This is a genomic window from Paraburkholderia sp. PGU19, from assembly GCF_013426915.1.
Lineage (GTDB): Bacteria > Pseudomonadota > Gammaproteobacteria > Burkholderiales > Burkholderiaceae > Paraburkholderia.
The window spans coordinates 429,605-449,215 of the sequence record NZ_AP023182.1; the positions used below are offsets into that span (position 1 = coordinate 429,605).

A 19,611-nucleotide genomic window follows, 5' to 3' on the forward strand; every position below is an offset into this window, starting at 1 on the left:
ATCTGCTCGGCCGTCCGGGTTACGAACCGTTTGCAGCCGCGCAGGTTCGGGACCGTGATCGTGATCATGTGGCGGTACAGAAGTGTCAGGCCGGCGGTACATCCAAAGCGAGAACCTGTTACCCGCACGGACGACGGTAAGTACGCGTCTTGACGTCACTCTCATTGCAACCGTCGAGCGGGAAAAATGCCTCGGATCAAGAATATGCCTGACGCCCAGCAAGGAATATTGGACCTTGGTCCAATGGGGATGAGGAGCAGTTGCAACAAGACGATTGGCTGTTCGCCGCACGCCACGATTGCCAAACCTGGTCGCACAGGGAGGATTGTTAGAAGCGGAATGTAGGTTATCTTTGTCTCACCATCGGGAGAGCCGGACAGGAGAGGCAATCATGAAAGCAAATAACGTCGCGAGTCTGCTCGTCGTCATGGGAAGTGTCGCACTGACGCCCAACATCTATGCGCAGACCACTAACGCCATGCCGATCGCATCAAGTCCGGTTGCGAGTTCAGGTAAGGCGACGCCAGCAGACAAGGCACTGGCTCGCGATGTACGCAAGGCGCTATCGAAAGCGCCCAACTTCAGCGTGTCGAACGTATTCGTCAAGGCGCGCGGCGGTGTCGTGACATTATCCGGCAGCGTACCGGACGGCCTTCAGATCCAGCAGGCTGCGGAGGTGGCGATGAGCGTGCCGGGTGTAACGTCGGTGAATAACCATCTGACGATTTATACCAAAGGGTATTAACGCTTCACCGCGGCGCCGGGATGTACTGGCCGTTTTAGCTGTTAAAGTCGCACGCGGAACCAATGCTCCGTGCATTTTTGCCTGCTGCGCGGCTAAAGGCGAATCACATCAAACATCTCACACGCGTCGCAGGGTCAACGTTCCAACGTCCATTATCGCCGTGCATCGAAAAATTCAAGAGGATATCGTCGCAACAACGTCGATTAGCGCTGCCCCTGCCCGCTTTGATCTTTCCCAGCGTCCCCTCACAGCAGCAGCGGCACGCTAATCACAAGAAACACGACGATATAGACGATCCCGAAGATTGCCCCGAGTCGCCAGTAATCGGCGGCTGGCAGATAGCCGCTGCCGAAATAAACCGGGCTCGGGCCCGTTCCATACGGTGTGAGGATGCCCATGATGCCGAGCGTCAATGCCAGCAGCAGTGCGAACGCCTCCATTGGCATACCTGGGATAGTCGAGCCCACGGTCAGCATGACGGGGAGCATCGCAGTCGCATGCGCGGTGACGCTGGCGAACATGTAGTGTGTGAAGAAAAAAATGAGCACCAGGATCACTGCCGCGAACGTCGGTGAAAAACCGCTCATGTGATGCGACATCATGTCGGCGAACCATTTGACGAAGCCGGTCTTGCTGAGTCCGTCAGCCAATGAGACGAGCGTCGCGAACCACGCGAACGTATTCCATGCCTGCTTGTTCGCGAGCATGTCGTCCCAGCTGACAACCCGCGTGACGAGCATCAGGGCGATCACCATCAGTGCTGCGGTCGTGGGGTTGACGTAGTCATCAGCAAAGATCCACAGTGCCAGTGCGACAAGAACCAGTACGCCCAGCACCCATTCCCGCCTGGTGAGTGGCCCCATCTTTCGCAATTCTTCCGCAGCCCAGGCGGGCACTTCCGTGCCCTGCTTCACTTCAGGTGGATAAAGCACGTAAGTGAGGAGCGGGACGGCCAGCAGCAGCACAATCCCCGCAGGTGCGATGGCCGTGAACCACTGCATCCAGCTCAGATCGATCTTGACGGTTTTCCTGATGAGTTCGGCGGCAAGCAGATTGGGCGCAAGTGCGGTCAGAAAGATCGAACTCGTCACGCAGGTCGTGGCAATGGCCGTCCACATGATGTACGAACCGATCCGGCGCGCCGACGGATCGTTGGGCTTCGAGTCGTATAGCGGAGGCAAATTCCGGATCACCGGGAAGATGGTCCCGCCGCTGCGTGCGGTATTGGACGGCGTAAAGGGCGCCAGCACCGCGTCGGCCACCATCACCGCATAGCCCAGCATCAGCGTCTTGCGGCCCATCGCCCGCACGAGCATCAGCGCGATACGTCGGCCGAGGCCCGTCTTCTCATAGCCCAAAGCGAACATGAAGGCGCCAAAAATCAGCCACACGGTGCCATTGGAGAAGCCGGAGAGCGCCCAGCCAAGGCTCGCGTTTGCCACGTTGAAGCCCGGCTTCGCCAGTTGCTCTGGGCTGAAAAACACCCATTCGGAGAACACGGCCACGATGGTCACGGCGATGAGCCCGATCGCTGCACCCGGAATGGGCTCGAGCATCAGACCGACGATCACGCCCACAAAGATCGCAAAGTAGTACCAAGTATGCTGCTCGAGCCCCGCCGGGGCGGGGATGAGTGCGACCACGATCGGCACGATGACGGGTGCGATGGCCTTCCACCAGGCTTTCATGTGATGTCCCCTTGGCTATAACCTTCATTGTGCTATGGTTTATATGTCGTTTTTCGCGGGTTCGCCAGTTGACGACGGCGCCTCGCAAGGAGACCAAGCATGGTTCACCTGAGCATCGAAGGGCGCGAGATCGAGGCGCCGGCCAACTGCTCGATCCTGCAAGCCTTTCTGCATGCGGGCCAGACGCTCGTCGAAGGGGTCGGCTGCATGGGCCAGGGTGTGTGCGGTTCCTGCCGCATCATGGTCCGGCGCAGCGGCGAACAGGAAGTGAAAACCCTGCTTGCGTGCGAGACGCTGATCGAAGACGGCATGCAAGTCGCCTTCATCGATTACTTTACGACGCAGGCGCGGCACGTATATCGCATGGAAGACCTCGGCGATAGCTGGCAGGCGTTACGCACGATTTCCGACATATTCCCCGAGGCGTCTCATTGCCGTCACTGCAGCGGCTGTGATCGCGCCTGCCCGAAGGGTCTCGACGTCCAGCGCGGCGTCAACCTTGCCGTGGAGGGCAAGCTGGCCGAATCGAGCCAGGTCTTCGATGAATGCGTGATGTGCAACCTCTGCACGCTCGCTTGCCCGGAACATATCCGTCCCAATCACCTTGGCCTGTTCGTGCGACGGATGATCTCGTCGCACTCGCTGCGTCCTGCCAACCTGATCCGGCGGCTGCAGCAGATCGAGAGCGGCGAAATGAAGATTGATTTCAACGCGCCGGCCGCGCAGCCGCCGCTTTGACGGGAGCGCACGATCATGACCGGCGGCATCCCTTACGACAATGCGCGTCAGCGCTATCGACCAGGCGTAGCGCCGACGCTACGCAGCGATCCCGGCTCTGTCGATGAGCTCCTCAAGGGCTATCACCCTGATCATGGCGTTAATGCGCGGGTTGCGCTGAGCGTCGGCGTGAATCGGGGAGAACCCTGTCAGCCCGATCTCGCGCGCCATCTGCAGGCCAATGCACTGATCGACGACGTCGACATCGCGGGTGCGCAACTCGTCAGCACGGATGTGCTGATCATCGGTGGCGGCGGCGCCGGATGCGCCGCTGCGCTCACCGCAGCGAAGCAAGGCGCCCGGGTGATCGTCGCCGGCAAGTTGCGCCTGGGCGACAGCAACACCGTGATGGCCGAAGGCGGAATCCAGGCGGCCGTCGGCGACGATGACAGCCCGCAACTGCATTTCGAGGATACGCTGCGCGCCGGCCATTTTTTCGGCGAGCCCGAGCTCGTAGCGCAGATGGTGATGGATGGCCCCGATGTGATCCGCTGGCTGATCCAGCTCGGCATGGCGTTCGACATGGAGGACGACCGGCCGACAGGCGGCAACCTTTTGCGCAAGAAGCCTGGCGGCGCATCGGCCGCACGCATTCTCTCCTATCGGGACTACACCGGCCTCGAGATGATGCGCGTACTGCGCGAGGCGGTGGATCTCGACGCAGGCATCGAGGTGTGGAACCGCTGTCCTGCCGTCGAACTGCTGTCGGACGAGCGCGGCGGCTGCGCGGGCGCCGTGATCTACAACCTCGAGTGGCGGACCTTTGTGCTGGTGCGGGCGCGTGCCGTCATTCTCGCGACGGGCGGCGCCGGGCGACTGCACCTCAATGCCTTCCCGACCTCCAACCACTACGGTGCCACCGCCGATGGCCTCGTGCTGGCGTATCGGATCGGCGCGCGGCTGCGCGAGCTCGATTCGTTCCAATACCACCCTACCGGCATCGCCTATCCGCCGCATCTCGCGGGCGGGCTGATCTCCGAAGCGGCGCGCTCCGCAGGCGCCAGACTGATCAACGGCGAAGGGGAACGTTTCGTCGATGAACTCAAGCCTCGCGACGTGGTGGCGTCCGCGATCCTGCGCGAATGCGCGCAAGGCCGCGGCATCACGCGCGACGGTCAAATCGGCGTATTCCTCGACACGCCGACGCTCGAAATGGAGAACCCCGGCATACTCGCGCAGCGCCTCGTCACGCTGCGTCATCTCGCCCACAAGTGCGGCATCGATCCGGCGCAAGAGCCGTTTCTCGTTTACCCCACGCTTCACTATCAGAACGGCGGCGTCGCGATCGATAAGCATGGCGCGACGAACGTGCCTGGCCTGTACTGCGCAGGCGAAGTAACGGGCGGCATCCACGGACGCAACCGGTTGATGGGCAACGCGCTGCTCGACATCCTGAGCATGGGACGCCGCGCCGGGGCCAAGGCCGCCGAATTGAAAGGCCGCGTGATGGCGAGCCGCGCCGGGATCGGCCACGTTCACGCGTGGCAGCGGGAACTCACCTTGGCGGAACTGCCGATGCACGTGAAGGCGCCGCAACTCTTTCCCGACTACGCCCACTTCGACCTGCGAGTCGATACCAGCTTGCACCCGACCGTGCCGGGGCGCGCGGTCGGCAGCATTCGGTGAGACGATCCACGGAGTGCCAATGAACATGCTCAATCAGACACTTCTTCGCGTCGATAGCTGTGTCGGAGCCGACCTCGATGGCTGGCTTGCGCGCGGCGGCGGCGAGGGGCTGAGCCGGGCGCTGGACGACCCGGCAGCAGTCGTCACGGAAATCGCCGATGCGGACTTGCGCGGGATGGGCGGAGCCGGCTTCCCGACACATCGAAAATGGGCGCCCGTCGCTGCCGCGCCCGACGGCGACAAGTACATCATTTGCAATGGCAACGAGGACGAACCCGGCACGTTCAAGGATCGCTTTCTGCTGGAGCACACGCCGCATCAGGTGATCGAGGGCGCGCTCATCGCCGCGGTGGCGACCCGCGCCAACCACGTCGTCCTCTACGTGAACCCGCATCAACCAGTGGCCCTCGCGGTCACCCGCGAGGCCGTGCAGCAGTGGCGGGCGCATCGCCTGTTCGCGGCGATCGAGCAGCGGCTCGGCGGCCTGCTGTCGCTTGGTGTCGTGCCCAGTTCCGGTTTGTACATCGGAGGCGAGGAAACAGCCGTCATTGCGAGCGTCGAAGGCGGTTTTCCATTTCCTCGGCGCAAACCGCCGTTCCCGGCTGAACAGGGCGTCCATGGCGCGCCGACCATCGTCAACAACACGGAGACCCTCGCGCACGTACCGGGCATTCTGCGCCACGGCGCGCAGTGGTATCGCAACCTCGGCGAAGGCGACGCCGCCGGAACCAAGCTCTATTCGCTGTCGGGCGACGTTTTGCGCCCCGGCCTTTACGAACTGCCGATGGGCACCCGCCTCGAAACACTCATCTTCGAGCACGGCGGCGGCATGCTACAGGACAAGGAATTCAAGGCAGTCTTTACGGGCGGCCCCTCCAACACCCTGCTGACGAGGCGTGATCTCGATGTGGCGCTGGACTTCGATTCGGTGCGGCAACGCCAATCGCGTCTGGGGACAGGCGCGATGATCGTCGTGTCGGAAGGCACCAGCATTGTCCGCAAGGTTGCCGAGTATGTGAGCTTCTTTGCCCAGGGTTCGTGTGGGCAATGTCCGCCTTGCAAAGGCGGGACGTTTCAGTTGATGCGTCTTCTCAACCGGCTCGACACGGGTCGTGGCGTGCGCGCCGATCTGGATGCATTGGAGAACCTGTGCCGCATCCTTCCCGGCAGCGGGCGCTGCGGTCTGATAGACGGCGCAGTGACGGTGGTCGAAAGTTCGATCAACCAGTTCCGGGAGGAATATGAAGCGCTTCTCGCCTAGCCGGAATCGTCGATTGTCCGGCCGCGCGACGAACAACGATTTTACGGAGCCATAGCCGATGCCTTACTTGCAACTCGATGTGAACGGGCACTATCCGATCGAGCAGAAAAAGCTGCTCGCGGCAAAGTTCAGCGAAACGTATGCACACGTAATGTCCGTCGATATCAGGAGAATCAGCGTGGCCATTCGCGAACTCGGCGAGGGGAGCGTCTGGCGTATTCCGGAGGCCGACGGAGAACCCGTGGCGGTGTCGTTGATGATGCTCGACATCCGGCGAGGACGGCCGCCAGAATTGCGCATGCAACTCGCCAAAGCGCTCTGCGCACATTGTGTGGAAATTCTCGGCTTGCAGCAGGACCGGCTCAACGTCGAGTTCACGCAGCACTCGGGCGACGAATGTATCACCCGGCGCTTGGCGGCTATGGCCCGGAATGGGAGCCGGGGCAGTCGTGACACATTGGACGCTCAGCCCTCCAGCACGACGACGCTGCGCGCCTGTACCTCACAATCCTCAGCCTCCACCGGCCCCTCGTGTGTCGACGCTACGATATCGTCTGGACTATTCCGCGCAGTATCGACGATGCGGTGCCAGCGCCAGTTGTCGAAAGCGGGCAGCGCGACGCGATGCATCGAGTCGTCCATGTTCAGAATTACATGAAGAGGCGCTTCGCCTTCGGCTTCACCGCCGAGCGTGAAAGCGAGCAGGCGCGCGCCTCGATCCTGCCAGGCGGGTTCGTGTAGTTGATTACCGTGCCAGGACACGTCCGCGATCGAATGCGACTGCACGGGTTGCCCCGTCAGAAAGCGTCGCCGACGCAAACTGGGGTGGCGCCTGCGCAGTGCGATCAATTCACGCACGAAGCGCAGCATCGTCGAAGCGCGCGCCGCTGAACTCCAATCGAACCACGAAAGCGGATTGTCCTGGCAATAGCAGTTGTTATTGCCACGCTGACTGCGAAGTGCCTCGTCTCCAGCAAGCAACATTGGCACGCCCTGACTAAGAAACAGAATGGCCATCATGTTGCGGGCTTGCTGGCCGCGCAACTGAACGATATCGGCATTGTCCGTATCGCCCTCTGCACCACAATTCCACGACAGATTGTCATTGCTGCCGTCGCGGTTATCGTCCCCATTCGCCTCGTTATGCTTGCCGTTGTAGCTCACAAGGTCGTGCAAAGTGAATCCATCGTGACACGTGACGAAGTTGACACTATTGGCCGGCAACCTGCCATCGTCCGCGTAAAGATCTGCGCTGCCGGCGATGCAGGTAGCGACCTCGCCGATCATCCCGGCATCGCCGCGCACGAAGCGTCGGATCACGTCGCGGTAGCGCCCGTTCCACTCCGCCCACGCCATGCCCGGAAACGCACCGACATGGTAGAGACCGCCTGCATCCCACGCTTCCGCAATCAGCGGAACCCGCGAGAGGATGCGCGAAGACTCGATCGCCCACGGCAAGGGTGGATCGACCATCAATGCGCCATGCCTGTCACGGGCAAAAACGCTGGCGAGATCGAATCTGAATCCGTCGACGCCCAGTTCTTCGACCCAATATTCGAGGCAATGGACAATAAAGGCGGTGACCAGTGGATGGTTGCAGTTCACCGTATTTCCACAGCCCGTGTAGTCGAGGTAGCGGCGTTCATCGTCCGGGTCATGCTGATAGAAGATGTCGTTCGCAAACCCCTTGAAGTTGATCACAGGCCCCGATTCGCCGGCTTCCGCGGTGTGATTGAAGACCACATCGAGCAACACCCTGATACCTGCAGCATGCAGGGCATCCGTCAGCGCGCGAAACTCGCCCGGGGCGTGAGCAGGATCGACGCAATAGGCCGGATGCGGACTGTAGAAGCTATGCGTGCTGTAGCCCCAATAATTTGACAAGCCGAGCGCAGCCACCGCAGGCGGAACATCCTGCTCATCGAAAGCCATGACAGGCAGCAGTTCGACATGTGTGACGCACAGTTCTTGCAGATACGGAATCTTCTCTATCAACCCGGCAAAGGTCCCTGGATGCTGCACACCGCTCGACGGGTGTCGTGTGAAGCCGCCGACATGAAGCTCATAGATGACCGCGCCATCGAGGCTATGTGCGTCCGGCGAGTCGCATGAAGTGCCCCCTTCGACGACGATTGCGCGAGGCACGCCCTGGTGCTCCATGTCGTTCGGCGCGTCGACCGCCATGCGCCGATCCCACAGGACGTCGCTCACGGCGCGCGCAAACGGATCGAGGAGTTCGCGACGGGCATCGCACGCGTGATGGGAGCGTTGCATGTCAACGGATCGATTGACCCGCCACGTGTAGCAGACGTGCACGGGGAGCCCTTCGATGAACACGTGCCAGTAGAAGAAAGTTCGATTGTGTTCGGGCGTGAGCGTAACGGTCTGAAACGGCGCCGGGCTATCGGGTAGCGCGTACAGGAGCAGTTCGACGCTCGATGCGTCGCGGCAAAATACGCAAAAGTTCACGCCCCCGGCAAGAGCGGTCGCGCCAGGCGGAAACCGCGATCCGGCGCCGACGCGGTAGCACGGAAGCGCCCCGGCGTCAGCCTTGATCGAGGGCGATTCGCACCGGCGAGATTTTCCAGATTCGCTCACAGTATTCGCCAATCGCGCGATCCGACGAGAACTTCCCCGAGCGCGCCGTGTTAAGGATCGACATCCGCATCCGAGCAGACGCAACATGTCCTGCAACGAGCAGGACATGAAGAAGTACTGCTGGGCGAGGGGGAGCCGCTTGCCGGCCTCGGATTCGTCGCTTTAAGTCGGCTCCCTGGCGTTACTCAGGCCACACCCAGTCAGTAATCTCGGCGCGATCCATTCCGTGTGTATGCGCATATTCCAGATTACTGATGATGGCGTTCTTCATGTCTTCCCGCAGATGCGCGGTGCGCGCCTGCAATCGCGGCACGCGGTCGAGTACGTCGATCACCAGGTTGAAACGGTCGACCTGATTGAGAATGGCCAGTTCGAGCGGCGTATTGATGTTGCCCTTCTCCTTGTAACCACGCACGTGGATATTTTCGTGATTGCGAAAGCGATATGCGAGCTTATGGATCAGCCACGGATAGCCGTGGAAATTGAAGATGACCGGCTTGTCGACGGTAAACAGACTGTCGAATTCGCGTGCAGTCGATCCGTGGGGATGTTCGCTGGCCGGCTGCATCCTGAACAGGTCGACCACGTTCACAAACCGCAGTTTCAGTTCCGGCAAACGCTCACGCAGGATAGCCGTGGCCGCCAGCGCTTCCTGTGTCGCTACATCGCCGCACGAGGCCATCACGACATCGGGCTCCACGTCTTCATCGTTGCTCGCGCGCCGCCAGACGCCCATGCCTTTCGCACAGTGCACGATCGCTTCGTCGATCGTGGTGAACTGCAGGTGCTTCTGCTTGTCAGCCACGATCACGTTGATGCAGTCGGTGGAGCGCAGACATTCGTTGGCCACGACCAGAAGCGTGTTGGCGTCGGGCGGAAGATAGACGCGCGTGACAGACGGGCTTTTGTTCGTGACGAGATCGATGAAGCCGGGGTCCTGATGCGAGAAACCGTTATGATCCTGCCGCCATACGGTCGACGACAGCAGAATGTTCTGCGACGCCACCGATGCCCGCCACGGCACATGATTCTTGCTGATGTCCAGCCATTTTGCATGCTGGTTGAACATCGAATCGATCACATGGGCGAATGCCTCGTAGGTATGAAAGAAGCCGTGCCGCCCCGACAGCAGATAGCCCTCCAGCCAGCCCATCAGCGTATGCTCGGAGAGTATTTCCATGACGCGGCCATCACGCGCCAGTTCGCCACCGTCCTCGTCCTCGGGCAACATGTCGGCCATCCAGATCTTCTTGCTGACCTCGTAGACGGCCTGCAGACGATTCGATGCCGTCTCGTCCGGTCCGAACACGCGAAACGTGTTCATGTTCTCCCGCATCGTGTCGCGCAGGAACTCGCCAAGGGGATGCGTGTTCTCACGTAACACCCGTCCTGCATGCGTGACGTCTACCGCATAGTTGCGGAAATCCGGCAGTTTCAGCTCTCTGCGCAAGACGCCGCCATTCGCATGCGGATTCGCGCTCATCCGCTGCCGCCCGTCTGGTGCCAGCGCTCTCAGTTCGGGAATGAGGCGTCCGCTCGAATCGAACAGTTCCTCCGGCTTGTAGCTGCGCAGCCAGTTGTCCAGAAGCGCGAGATTCTCGGAATTGCCGCGCACGTCGGAAAACGGCACCTGGTGCGAGCGCCACGTGCCTTCCACTTTGTGCCCCCTGATCTCCTTCGGACCGGTCCAGCCCTTGGGCGTACGCAGCACGATCATTGGCCATCTCGGCCGTTCGACCTCGCCGCCTTCGCGCGCCTTCGTTTGAATCGCGCGAATCTCGCTGACGATGGTGTCGAGTGTGGTGGCCATCGCCCGGTGCATTTCGGCTGGGTCCGATCCCTCGACGAAATATGGCTTGTAGCCATAACCGACGAATAGCGCCTCAAGTTCTTCATGACTGATGCGGGCAAGCACCGTCGGGTTGGCGATCTTGTAGCCATTCAGATTAAGAATCGGCAGCACGGCGCCGTCGCGTGCGGGATTAATGAACTTGTTCGAATGCCACGCGGTTGCAAGCGGCCCTGTTTCAGCTTCGCCGTCGCCCACCACACACGCGACGATGAGATCCGGGTTATCCAGCGCCGCGCCGTAAGCATGCGACAGGCTATAACCCAGTTCACCACCTTCGTGAATGGAACCAGGGGTTTCCGGAGTCACATGGGAGCCGATATGGCCTGGAAATGAAAACTGCTTGAAAAACTTCTGCATGCCTTCGACGTCTTCACTCTTGTCCGGATAGACCTCCGAATAGGTGCCTTCAAGGTAGGCTGGGCCAAGCACACCTGGCGCGCCATGCCCGGGGCCCGCCATAAAAATCACATTCAGTCCGTCACGCCTGATCACGCGATTTAGATGCGCCCATACGAACGACAGCGCCGGGCTCGCGCCCCAATGCCCTAACAGCCGCTGCTTCACGTGTTCGGGTTTGAGAGGCTCGCGCAGGAGCGGGTTGTCGATGAGATAGATCATTCCGACCGACAGGAAGTTACACGCTCGCCACCAGGCGTCGATCAGTCGTAGTTCGTTTGTGTCCAGGGTCGCTGTCTGCCGTGAAATGTCCGAAGCGGAATGCTTGCTCATTTCGACGTCTCCTGACCGTTGCGGTGCAACGGCAATGAAATGTGGAAAGCCTTGAATGCGCGGAGCCGGCGCCTGTTCGGATCTGGCGCCTTTGAGTAGTCTCCATTGCCAGCATCTCTTTGCGAGGCGGCAAGACCGTAAAGCCAGAATACGTTACCGGGAACGTATTTCAAGTGCTACCGCAATGGCCATCTGGGTGTCCCGGCCGCGCTGCTACTTCAACTGACGCCACATACTGATCCACCGATTGTGAAACAGTAGGGGCGACCGTTTCAATTTCGTGTGCTCGGCGTCCCGTTGAAGCAAAACGCGACTCAATGTTGAATTCACCCAGCACGCGGGTGATGATATGTACCACCCAACAATGGACGGTTAGAGCCCGGAATGGGAGCCGGGCCAGCAAAAATAGCGCACGTATGGCTGCCTCATTGTGTTGCGCCTGCGAGTCAGGCGCGGTACGAGGTTATTACGTTGCTGGCTAATTCATCGGTGTCGTTGTCAACACGAATCTGATAGAACGGACATGACATGCAAAATTGGACTTATGACGAACTGACGCACGCTGCAGAGACTGAGATCAAACGTCAGATCGACAAGGCGAATACGACCTCGGACATAGAACTCCGAAAACGGCATGAATATGCGTTCGGCGTGTACCTCGCCTGGGAAGCGATACTGCGCCTTCACCCGGCGGAACGGCACGATGAGGATGCACAAAGGTTGCGGCAACTGACGGGCGCCGGTCGTTGATCAGGGCTCGAATCGTCGTTCCGCCACGGTCCGGCCAATGAAAAAGTGACCAGCATTGCTGGCGCTTCAGATGCCCGCGTGTCGTTGAACTGTCGCTGGTGTCGACGGGGAAATCACCTTGATGGCGATTGGCACGCCCGCGTTTCTATTTCTGGAATCAAGCCAGTGATTCTGGACGAATTCGCAACAGTCCCCCGCGCTCCATTCAATTCGCAAGCTGACACACGACGTCACGCCTGGAATCATTCGGTTAGCGAATCGTCAAGTGGTTGCCTATGATTGAATTCCAGGCTCAAAGCCCTCATAGCCCACACGTCAGGCGCCTCCCTGGACGGCGTTGAGCGGTATCGATGACCCCGGAGCTTGTGCACTTCCGCGCCAGCTCATATCGGGTTATCCAATCGCTTCGGTCTCGCATCAATGTCAAAGGAGTCGTGCAGATGAATGCTCCAGAGCGTGCGGTGCTTATTGAGTTGATCGCACCACTCTCCGGCGTGCTGGTACCCATCGACTCGGTGCCGGACCCGGTTTTCGCGCAAAAGATGGTGGGCGACGGCATCTCGCTCGACCCGACGTCAAACGAACTGCTCGCCCCGGCGGCCGGGACCGTCACGCTGCTCCACGCAGCTCACCATGCAGTGACGATCAAGGCAGACAGCGGGCTCGAAATCCTGATGCACATCGGCATCGACACCGTCAGCCTCAAAGGCGAGGGCTTCACTCCGCTCGTCGCACAAGGCGACCGCGTTGCGGCCGGCCAGCCGATGATCCGTTTCGACACTGATCTTGTCGCGCGCAAGGCGCGCAGTCTGCTCACCCAGATCATCGTCATCAATAGCGATCGAGTCCAGCAGTTGAAACGGCACACGGGCGTCGTCGTGGCCGGCCGAAGCGTGCTGCTCGAAGTCGAACTCAAGCAGCCCGGCTCCGCGAGTTTCGGACTCGTCCAACTCCATGCGCCAGTCTCGGGCGTCATGGTGCCGCTCGAAACCATTCCCGATCCCGTCTTTTCACAGAAGATGGTCGGTGACGGCGTGTCGATCGACCCGATCTCCACTGAGTTGCTCGCCCCGCTTCCCGGCAAGGTTACGCAATTGCACAGCGCTGGGCATGCTGTAACGATCACCGCGGACAACGGGCTCGAAGTGCTGCTGCACATTGGGCTCGATACCGTATTGCTGCGCGGCGAAGGCTTCACTCCGTTGGTCAAGGAAGGCGACAGCGTCGTATTGGACCAACCGCTGATCCGTTTCGATCCTGTCGTCGTCGGCGCCAAAGCGGTGAGCCTGCTGACCCAGATGGTGATCGCTAACGGCGATCTCGTGACTCGCTACTTGCCCGCAAAGGGCCTCGTCACTGCAGGCGTCGATACTGCACTCTCCGTCGAACTGGCAGGCGGCGCGCCCAAGGAGGTGATCGTGGGCGCGTCGTCGGTCTACTCCGACGAAGTCACGCTGCCCAATCCCGCTGGGCTGCATGCTCGGCCCGCCGCCGTATTCGCTGCCGAGGCGAAGAAGTACACGTCCGATATCCGTTTGCTGCGCGGCAGCGACACGGCTAATGCCAAGTCGGTCGTGTCGATCATGGTGCTTGCGACAAAGTTCGGTGACAAGGTCCGTGTTCAGGCCACGGGCCCCGACGCGGGCGAAGCGACCGGCAAGCTCGCGCACCTGCTTGCCGAAGGTTCGGGCGAGAAGCCCGGCGACGCGCCCGCGCCCGCAGCCGACGCGCCTGTCGCCACACCCGTTGTCGCCGAAGTGCGCGCGGCACCCGCCAACGCCAATGAACTGACGGGCGTGTCCGCGTCGCCCGGACTCGCAGTCGGCAAGATCGTGCAGTTCCGGCATGAAGTCATCGACGTGAAGGAGACGGGCGAGTCGCCACAGCGTGAACGTGCGCAACTGGAATCCGCACGGCATGAGGCGCGTCAGCAGATCGAAGCGCTCAAGTCCAGGCTCACCGATCCGTCGAAGAAGCAGATTCTCGATGCCCACCTCGAACTGCTCGACGATCCTGATCTCAACGACCTGGCGATCGGCAGCATCAGCGAAGGCAAGAGCGCGGGATTCGCGTGGCGCGACGCTTTCCAGAAGCAGGCCGCCACGCTCGAGAAGCTCGACAATCCGCTCTTGCGTGAACGCGCCGGCGACATCCGCGACGTCGGAAGGCGTGTGCTGGGGCTGCTTGCAGGCGTCCGGCAGACGCAGATCGAAGTGCCTGGCGACTCCATCCTGATCGCCGAAGAACTGTCGCCGTCGGATACCGCGTCGCTGGATCGCAGCAAGGTGCTCGGCTTCTGCACGACGACGGGCGGCGCCACCAGCCACGTGGCAATCCTTGCGCGCTCGCTCGCCATTCCCGCCATCTGCGGCATCGACGAAGCCGCACTGCAACTCGCCGATGGAACGCTCGTCGTACTCGACGGCTCGCATGGAAGCTTGAGATGCGACCCGGACGCCAAAGATCTCGCGAAGGCACGCGAACGCATCGAACGCCAAACGGCGAGGCGCAAGGAAGAAAAGCTCGCCGCAGTCAGGCTCGCCGCGACGTCGGACGGCCACCGCGTCGAAGTCGTCGCGAACATCCGCAACGCCCAGGAAGCGCGCGATGCAGTCGCGGCGGGCGCCGAAGGCGTGGGACTCCTGCGCTCGGAATTCCTGTTCGACGATCGCGACACCGCGCCGTCCGAGGACGAACAGGCGGCCGAATATTGCGCCGTCGCCGAGGCGCTCGGCCCGGAGCGCCCACTCGTGATCCGCACGCTCGACGTAGGCGGCGACAAGCCGCTCTCCTATATGCCGTTGCCCCGGGAAGACAACCCCTTCCTCGGGCTGCGCGGCGTGCGGGTGAGCCTCGACCGTCCGGACATCTTCCGCACGCAGCTACGCGCCATTCTGCGCACGGCCACTATCGGCAACCTGCACGTGATGTTCCCGATGGTCACGACTATCGACGAAGTACTCGCGGCAAAGAAGATACTGTTCGAGGAGGCGGGCGATCAGGCGCGCGGCGTCAAGGTCGGCGTCATGATCGAAGTGCCTGCTGCCGCGCTGATTGCTGGGCAGCTCGCGCGCGAAGTCGACTTTTTCTCGATCGGCACCAACGATCTGACGCAATACACGCTAGCGATGGATCGAGGGCATCCGAAGCTCGCCAGGCAAGCCGATGCGCTTCACCCGGCCGTGCTGCGTCTGATCGGCATGACGGTCGACGGCGCGCACGAACACGGCAAATGGGTGGGCGTGTGCGGCGGGATCGCCTCCGATGCGATGGCCGTTCCCGTACTCGTGGGCCTCGGCGTCGACGAGCTTTCAGTCAGCGTTCCTGCTGTCGGTTCAATCAAGGCCCAACTGGCGCGCGTGACCATGGACAGCGCGCGTCAGCTTGCCACCGAAGTACTGCGTCTTGGCACGGCGGCAGAAGTCCGTGCCCTCCTCGCACCCTTCGCCGAATAAACGGATCGACAACAACCATCTCGCACAATACGGGAGGCCAGCCATGTTCAAGCATGCCTTCGGAGTCTTGCAGAAAGTCGGCAAGTCGTTGATGCTGCCCGTCGCGGTGCTCCCGGTGGCCGGTCTGCTGCTCGGCCTCGGCGCGACCGATTTCCATGGTTATGTGCCCGCCATCGTCCTCGCGCTGATGAAAAACTCGGGCGACGTGATCTTCGGAAACCTGCCGCTGATCTTCGCGATCGGCGTCGCGCTCGGATTCACGGAGAACGACGGCGTATCGGGCATTGCCGCAACGATCGGGTATCTCGTCATGACAGCGACTTTGGGCGTGATCGCCAAGGCGGAGGGCATCCAGCCGGACACGATCATGGGCATTCCATCGATCCAGACGGGCGTGTTCGGCGGCATCCTGGCGGGCGCTCTGGCGGCGTGGATGTTCAACCGCTACTACCGGATCTCGCTGCCGCCGTATCTCGGCTTTTTCGCCGGCAAGCGCTTCGTGCCGATCGTGACCGCGATCGGCGCGATCGTGCTCGGCGCGGTCCTGTCCGTCGTGTGGCCCCCGATCGGCAGCGCGATCAAGGCTTTTTCAGAGTGGGCGGCGGTATCCGACCCGCGCACGGCGGCGACGATCTACGGGTTCGTCGAGCGCCTGCTGATCCCCTTCGGACTTCACCATATCTGGAACGTGCCGTTCTTCTTCGAGATGGGCAGCTACCTGGACCCGACCACGGGCAAAGTGGTCCACGGCGACATCACCCGCTTCTTTGCAGGGGACCGCACGGCCGGCATTCTGGCGGGCGCGTTCCTGTTCAAGATGTTCGGGCTGCCAGCCGCGGCGATCGCAATCTGGCACTGCGCGAAACCCGAGAAAAAGGTTGCCGTCGGCGGCATGATGATCTCGGCTGCGCTGACCTCGTTCCTGACCGGCATCACCGAGCCGATCGAGTTTGCGTTTCTGTTCGTGGCCCCCTTCCTTTATCTCATTCATGCGTGTCTTGCGGCGACGACGCAGTTCGTGGCCAACACCCTGGACATGCACATGGGATTCACCTTCTCGCAGGGCGCTATCGACTTCCTCGCGTTCAACCTGATCGGCAACAAGTCGACCCACGCATGGTATGTCTTCATACTCGGTCCGATTTACGCAGTGATCTACTACGGCGTGTTCCGCTTCGTGATCACGCGGTTCAACCTCAAGACACCGGGCCGCGAGGACGACACCGTTGAAGCCGCCAAGGTCAGCACGGCGGGCGCCGGTGGACGCTCGCGCGAACTCGTGCTCGCCTTTGGCGGCCGTTCCAACATCGAGAGCCTGGATGCCTGCATTACGCGTCTACGTATTTCCGTGAATGACCCGGCGCTCGTCGATGATCGCAAGCTCAAGGCGCTCGGCGCCGCAGGCGTGTTACGGGTAGGCAACGGCGTGCAGGCGATTTTTGGTCCGCTGTCGGAGAACATGAAGACCGACATGCAGGAATACCTGAAGACGGCTGGCAGCGAAGCCGACCTCGCGCAGGGCGGACCTGCCGTCGCTGCGACGGCCGCACCCGTAGCCGCAGTTGCGAGCCCGACGCAGAACCCGGCGCAGAAAGCGCGCGCGGAAAAGATTCGCTCGGCGCTCGGTGGGGCAACCAACGTCACGAAGCTCGAAGCGCTTGCGGCGACGCGCCTGCGCGTCGCGCTATCCGACGCATCCAGGCTCGACGCCGCCGCACTGAAGGCAGCCGGAGTTCCTGCAATGCAACCCCTTTCCAACGGAGAGTTCGATCTGATCGTGGGTCTCGGCGCAGAAAACCTGGCGGGCGCGATGCAATAGTGGCGGAGAATGTTCTGAATTCACCGCGTTTGGGCCACCGATGGCAGGCTATTTGTTCGTTGCATCGGCAAGCGTCAGGCGAACGCCGGATTTGTGGCTATTCGCTATCGTGGTCCTTGACCTTGCTCCACCCTGGCCCAGGGTCAAACGACTTCGTTGCCTGCGCTTTTTCCACGCTCTGCGGCCCGAAGTCTCGCTCATAGACCTGGCCCGCATGACTTACCATGAAGCTCTTGATCCCGGTGTCGCCATACTTCACCGGCCAGGCAATGATGGCAAATCCGCCAAAGAGCTTGCCACGAACGACGTAATCATAGGCGCCGCCCGGGGCATGTGGGCCCTGAGACTCGAGCAGTTTGAAATGGTATCCGTAATAGCCGGCATTGCTTGCATTGTGCGAGCTTGCGTCGACGAACGCTTCGCCGAGCGGACTTGGGGCTTCGTCCGGTCCCGTATGCCAGTAAAGACCGTCGTGTTTGCCGGCTGAACTCACCAGCTTCGATGCATAGGCGAGCACCCCCTCGCCGTCGTGATTGGTCTGCGCATACTCGCGCTGCGCATCGTAGATTGCGAGCATCGTCTGGATGACGGCGAGTTCGTTTCGGCCGATACGCCGCAATCGCATGACCTGGGCGCCAGTGTGTGTATCGAAATGCCATCCCTGGTTTGTCTTGACCAGTGGGATCGGGAACGTCCACCCATCATCACCGACCGTAATCTGTGCATGGCTGGCGTCGGTCGTCTTGATCGCATGGGACTTGGCCCACTCGGCGACAAACGTCTCTCGCACCTGTGCGTCGACGGGCGGGATCAGATCGCGAAAGTCGTCGCCAAAAATCTTGCGCAATGTGTCCTCGCGGTCTTTCACGACTGCGTCGCCAAAAGCGCTCATCGCAGCATCCGGCGAGCTGAAGTTCCTTTGCGCGTGCGCCGGGAACGTCAGCGCGAATGCGAGGACGGCGCCAGCCGCCAGCTGGGTGAATGCCGAAGTCAGCCGCTTGCTGGAAATTCGTGCGTTCATGGTTGTTCTCCTCAACGCCTGCCGCGAAATCCACCGCCACCACCGCCACCACGCATGCCGCCGCCACCGGAAGGCCGGTTGAATCCCGAACCCTGCATGCTCGATCTGCCACGATCGTAGTTGCGCTGGGCGGCGGTGCCGCCTCCGCTTATGCCCGATAAAGCGGTATCGCGTCCGCCGCCGCTGTAACCGCCACGGTTACCGCCACTGACCCGGCTCATGTCACTGCTTCCGCGACCAGACCCGCCGCCCCGGTTCGCCGCAGGGGAACGATCCGCTGTCGTCGCACGATTGCCTGCGCCTGCCCGATCGGTTGCGCCCGGACGTGTACCCGAGTCCGAAGTACGGCCGCGATACTGCGCTCGCCGATCGGCACCCGAAACCTGCCCCGCGAATTTGTCTCGCGTTGCGTTGTCCCGATAGGCGACGCCCTTGCGATGGCTCGCATCATGCTGCCAGCGATCGCCCTGTCCCTGCACCTTGCTGCGATCGACATTGCGGTCGATGTTCTGGGCCTTGTGGTGGTCGACGTGAACGTCTCCACCATTCCAACACGAGTTGCAGTCGCTAAAGATCGCGCCGGCGGCGGCCAGACCGATGCCCCACGCGAAACCCGTCGCGAGTGCCGCGCCCGGATAATAGGCGGGGTACGGCGGCCAGTAATATGGCGGATAGGCCGGGTAGCTCCACCCCCCATAGACGACCGTTGGGTTGTAGGCCGGTACGTAGATCACCTCCGGATTGGCCGGCTCGACTCGCACGATTGTGGTCTGCCCGCCCGCGGGCGCCGGTTCCACGATTACCTTCTGCTGCTCGTTCGACTGCAGGTTGCCCGATTCCTGCGCACGCGCGCGTAATCGCTGCACGGCGGCGAACACATCCTTTTGCTGGGCGAGAAACGCATCGCCTAGCTTCTGGGTCCAGTCGAGCTTATCGTTCATGGGCTCGAGGATCTGCGGAAACGCCACCAACGATTTCACGCTGGTGTCCCACGGCTGGCTTTCGACTGCCTTGACGGCGGCGTCGCCCTTCAGGTTCGGATTGGCTTTCACCCAGCGTGCCGCATAGACGATTTCCAGCGGATACGTCGATGCCATCAGCACTTGAGCCAGCACCGGGTCCGGGTAAAGCGCAATGGGTGCGACCAGCGCCTCGAGTTCCTCTGATCTGAACGCTGCCGGGGTCTCGGGACCACGGTCCGCGCGCGCCGGGATCGTCACCAGCAATAGCACCCAAAACAGAATCGCTGTTGCCCGTCGTCCTGTCGAAGAGATCATATGCCCCTCCTCT

General features: G+C 61.5%; 12 protein-coding genes and 3 pseudogenes. 9 read left to right on the forward strand and 6 right to left on the reverse strand.

Features of this window, described 5'->3' with window-relative positions:
• Positions 1–391 precede the first annotated feature (391 nt).
• Positions 392–745: a BON domain-containing protein gene (locus tag H1204_RS42400; protein ID WP_180736062.1), complete on the forward strand. Its 354-nt coding sequence runs from the start codon at positions 392–394 to the stop codon at positions 743–745.
• Between the two features lie 245 nt (positions 746–990).
• Here the strand turns inward: H1204_RS42400 and H1204_RS42405 are convergent, their stop codons facing one another.
• Entirely contained in the window at positions 991–2,433 is a 1,443-nt protein-coding gene (locus H1204_RS42405; RefSeq protein WP_180736063.1) for an anion permease, read from the reverse strand.
• A gap of 99 nt (positions 2,434–2,532) precedes the next feature.
• On the opposite strand from H1204_RS42405, the gene H1204_RS42410 reads away from it, so the two are divergent.
• From H1204_RS42410 to H1204_RS52080, 4 genes and pseudogenes are all read left to right on the forward strand, one after another.
• Positions 2,533–3,171 carry a 2Fe-2S iron-sulfur cluster-binding protein gene (locus tag H1204_RS42410; protein ID WP_180736064.1) on the forward strand — a complete coding sequence of 213 codons (639 nt, stop codon included), beginning with the start codon at positions 2,533–2,535 and terminating at the stop codon, positions 3,169–3,171.
• A gap of 15 nt (positions 3,172–3,186) precedes the next feature.
• Positions 3,187–4,836 carry an FAD-dependent oxidoreductase gene (locus H1204_RS42415; protein ID WP_180736065.1) on the forward strand — a complete coding sequence of 550 codons (1,650 nt, stop codon included), beginning with the start codon at positions 3,187–3,189 and terminating at the stop codon, positions 4,834–4,836.
• Between the two features lie 19 nt (positions 4,837–4,855).
• Positions 4,856–6,097 (forward strand): NADH-ubiquinone oxidoreductase-F iron-sulfur binding region domain-containing protein, encoded by a 1,242-nt coding sequence (locus H1204_RS42420; RefSeq protein ID WP_180736066.1) that lies wholly within the window; start codon positions 4,856–4,858, stop codon positions 6,095–6,097.
• 58 nt (positions 6,098–6,155) lie between these two features.
• Positions 6,156–6,550, forward strand: a pseudogene (locus H1204_RS52080) (tautomerase).
• 12 nt (positions 6,551–6,562) lie between these two features.
• Here the strand turns inward: H1204_RS52080 and glgX are convergent.
• From glgX to H1204_RS42435, 3 genes and pseudogenes are all read right to left on the reverse strand, one after another.
• Positions 6,563–8,653 carry a glycogen debranching protein GlgX gene (gene glgX, locus H1204_RS42425; RefSeq protein ID WP_180736298.1) on the reverse strand — a complete coding sequence of 697 codons (2,091 nt, stop codon included), beginning with the start codon at positions 8,651–8,653 and terminating at the stop codon, positions 6,563–6,565.
• Positions 8,643–8,774 (reverse strand): annotated as a pseudogene (locus H1204_RS42430) (glycogen/starch/alpha-glucan phosphorylase); the annotation flags it as partial. The pseudogene H1204_RS42430 and the gene glgX, both read right to left, overlap by 11 nt.
• A gap of 102 nt (positions 8,775–8,876) precedes the next feature.
• Entirely contained in the window at positions 8,877–11,276 is a 2,400-nt protein-coding gene (locus H1204_RS42435; RefSeq protein WP_180736067.1) for a phosphoketolase family protein, read from the reverse strand.
• A gap of 304 nt (positions 11,277–11,580) precedes the next feature.
• On the opposite strand from H1204_RS42435, the pseudogene H1204_RS52085 reads away from it, so the two are divergent.
• The 4 genes and pseudogenes from H1204_RS52085 to ptsG all read left to right on the forward strand — a co-directional run.
• Positions 11,581–11,652 (forward strand): annotated as a pseudogene (locus tag H1204_RS52085) (tautomerase); the annotation flags it as partial.
• A 152-nt stretch (positions 11,653–11,804) separates the two neighbouring features.
• A complete protein-coding gene (locus tag H1204_RS42440; protein WP_180736068.1) occupies positions 11,805–12,026 on the forward strand; it encodes a hypothetical protein in 222 nt (73 codons plus the stop codon).
• Positions 12,027–12,466: 440 nt separating this feature from the next.
• Positions 12,467–15,481 (forward strand): phosphoenolpyruvate--protein phosphotransferase, encoded by a 3,015-nt coding sequence (ptsP, locus tag H1204_RS42450; protein ID WP_243469094.1) that lies wholly within the window; start codon positions 12,467–12,469, stop codon positions 15,479–15,481.
• Positions 15,482–15,524: 43 nt separating this feature from the next.
• Positions 15,525–17,300, forward strand: a complete 1,776-nt coding sequence (gene ptsG / locus H1204_RS42455; RefSeq protein ID WP_180736069.1) for a PTS glucose transporter subunit IIBC — start codon at positions 15,525–15,527, stop codon at positions 17,298–17,300.
• A 97-nt stretch (positions 17,301–17,397) separates the two neighbouring features.
• On the opposite strand, the gene H1204_RS42460 is transcribed toward ptsG, so the two are convergent.
• A complete protein-coding gene (locus H1204_RS42460; protein ID WP_180736070.1) occupies positions 17,398–18,321 on the reverse strand; it encodes a DUF2950 domain-containing protein in 924 nt (307 codons plus the stop codon).
• 11 nt (positions 18,322–18,332) lie between these two features.
• Positions 18,333–19,598 carry a DUF3300 domain-containing protein gene (locus H1204_RS42465; protein ID WP_180736071.1) on the reverse strand — a complete coding sequence of 422 codons (1,266 nt, stop codon included), beginning with the start codon at positions 19,596–19,598 and terminating at the stop codon, positions 18,333–18,335.
• Positions 19,599–19,611: the final 13 nt, after the last annotated feature.

Excerpts from the sequence above, each read along its gene's own strand:
- H1204_RS42465 (WP_180736071.1), bottom strand. The coding sequence starts at position 19,598 with ATGATCTCTTCGACAGGACGACGGGCAACAGCGATTCTGTTTTGGGTG.
- ptsP (WP_243469094.1), top strand. The coding sequence starts at position 12,467 with ATGAATGCTCCAGAGCGTGCGGTGCTTATTGAGTTGATCGCACCACTC.
- H1204_RS42460 (WP_180736070.1), bottom strand. The coding sequence starts at position 18,321 with ATGAACGCACGAATTTCCAGCAAGCGGCTGACTTCGGCATTCACCCAG.
- H1204_RS42420 (WP_180736066.1), top strand. The coding sequence starts at position 4,856 with ATGAACATGCTCAATCAGACACTTCTTCGCGTCGATAGCTGTGTCGGA.
- H1204_RS42405 (WP_180736063.1), bottom strand. The coding sequence starts at position 2,433 with ATGAAAGCCTGGTGGAAGGCCATCGCACCCGTCATCGTGCCGATCGTG.
- H1204_RS42400 (WP_180736062.1), top strand. The coding sequence starts at position 392 with ATGAAAGCAAATAACGTCGCGAGTCTGCTCGTCGTCATGGGAAGTGTC.
- H1204_RS42410 (WP_180736064.1), top strand. The coding sequence starts at position 2,533 with ATGGTTCACCTGAGCATCGAAGGGCGCGAGATCGAGGCGCCGGCCAAC.
- H1204_RS42435 (WP_180736067.1), bottom strand. The coding sequence starts at position 11,276 with ATGAGCAAGCATTCCGCTTCGGACATTTCACGGCAGACAGCGACCCTG.
- ptsG (WP_180736069.1), top strand. The coding sequence starts at position 15,525 with ATGTTCAAGCATGCCTTCGGAGTCTTGCAGAAAGTCGGCAAGTCGTTG.
- H1204_RS42415 (WP_180736065.1), top strand. The coding sequence starts at position 3,187 with ATGACCGGCGGCATCCCTTACGACAATGCGCGTCAGCGCTATCGACCA.
- H1204_RS42440 (WP_180736068.1), top strand. The coding sequence starts at position 11,805 with ATGCAAAATTGGACTTATGACGAACTGACGCACGCTGCAGAGACTGAG.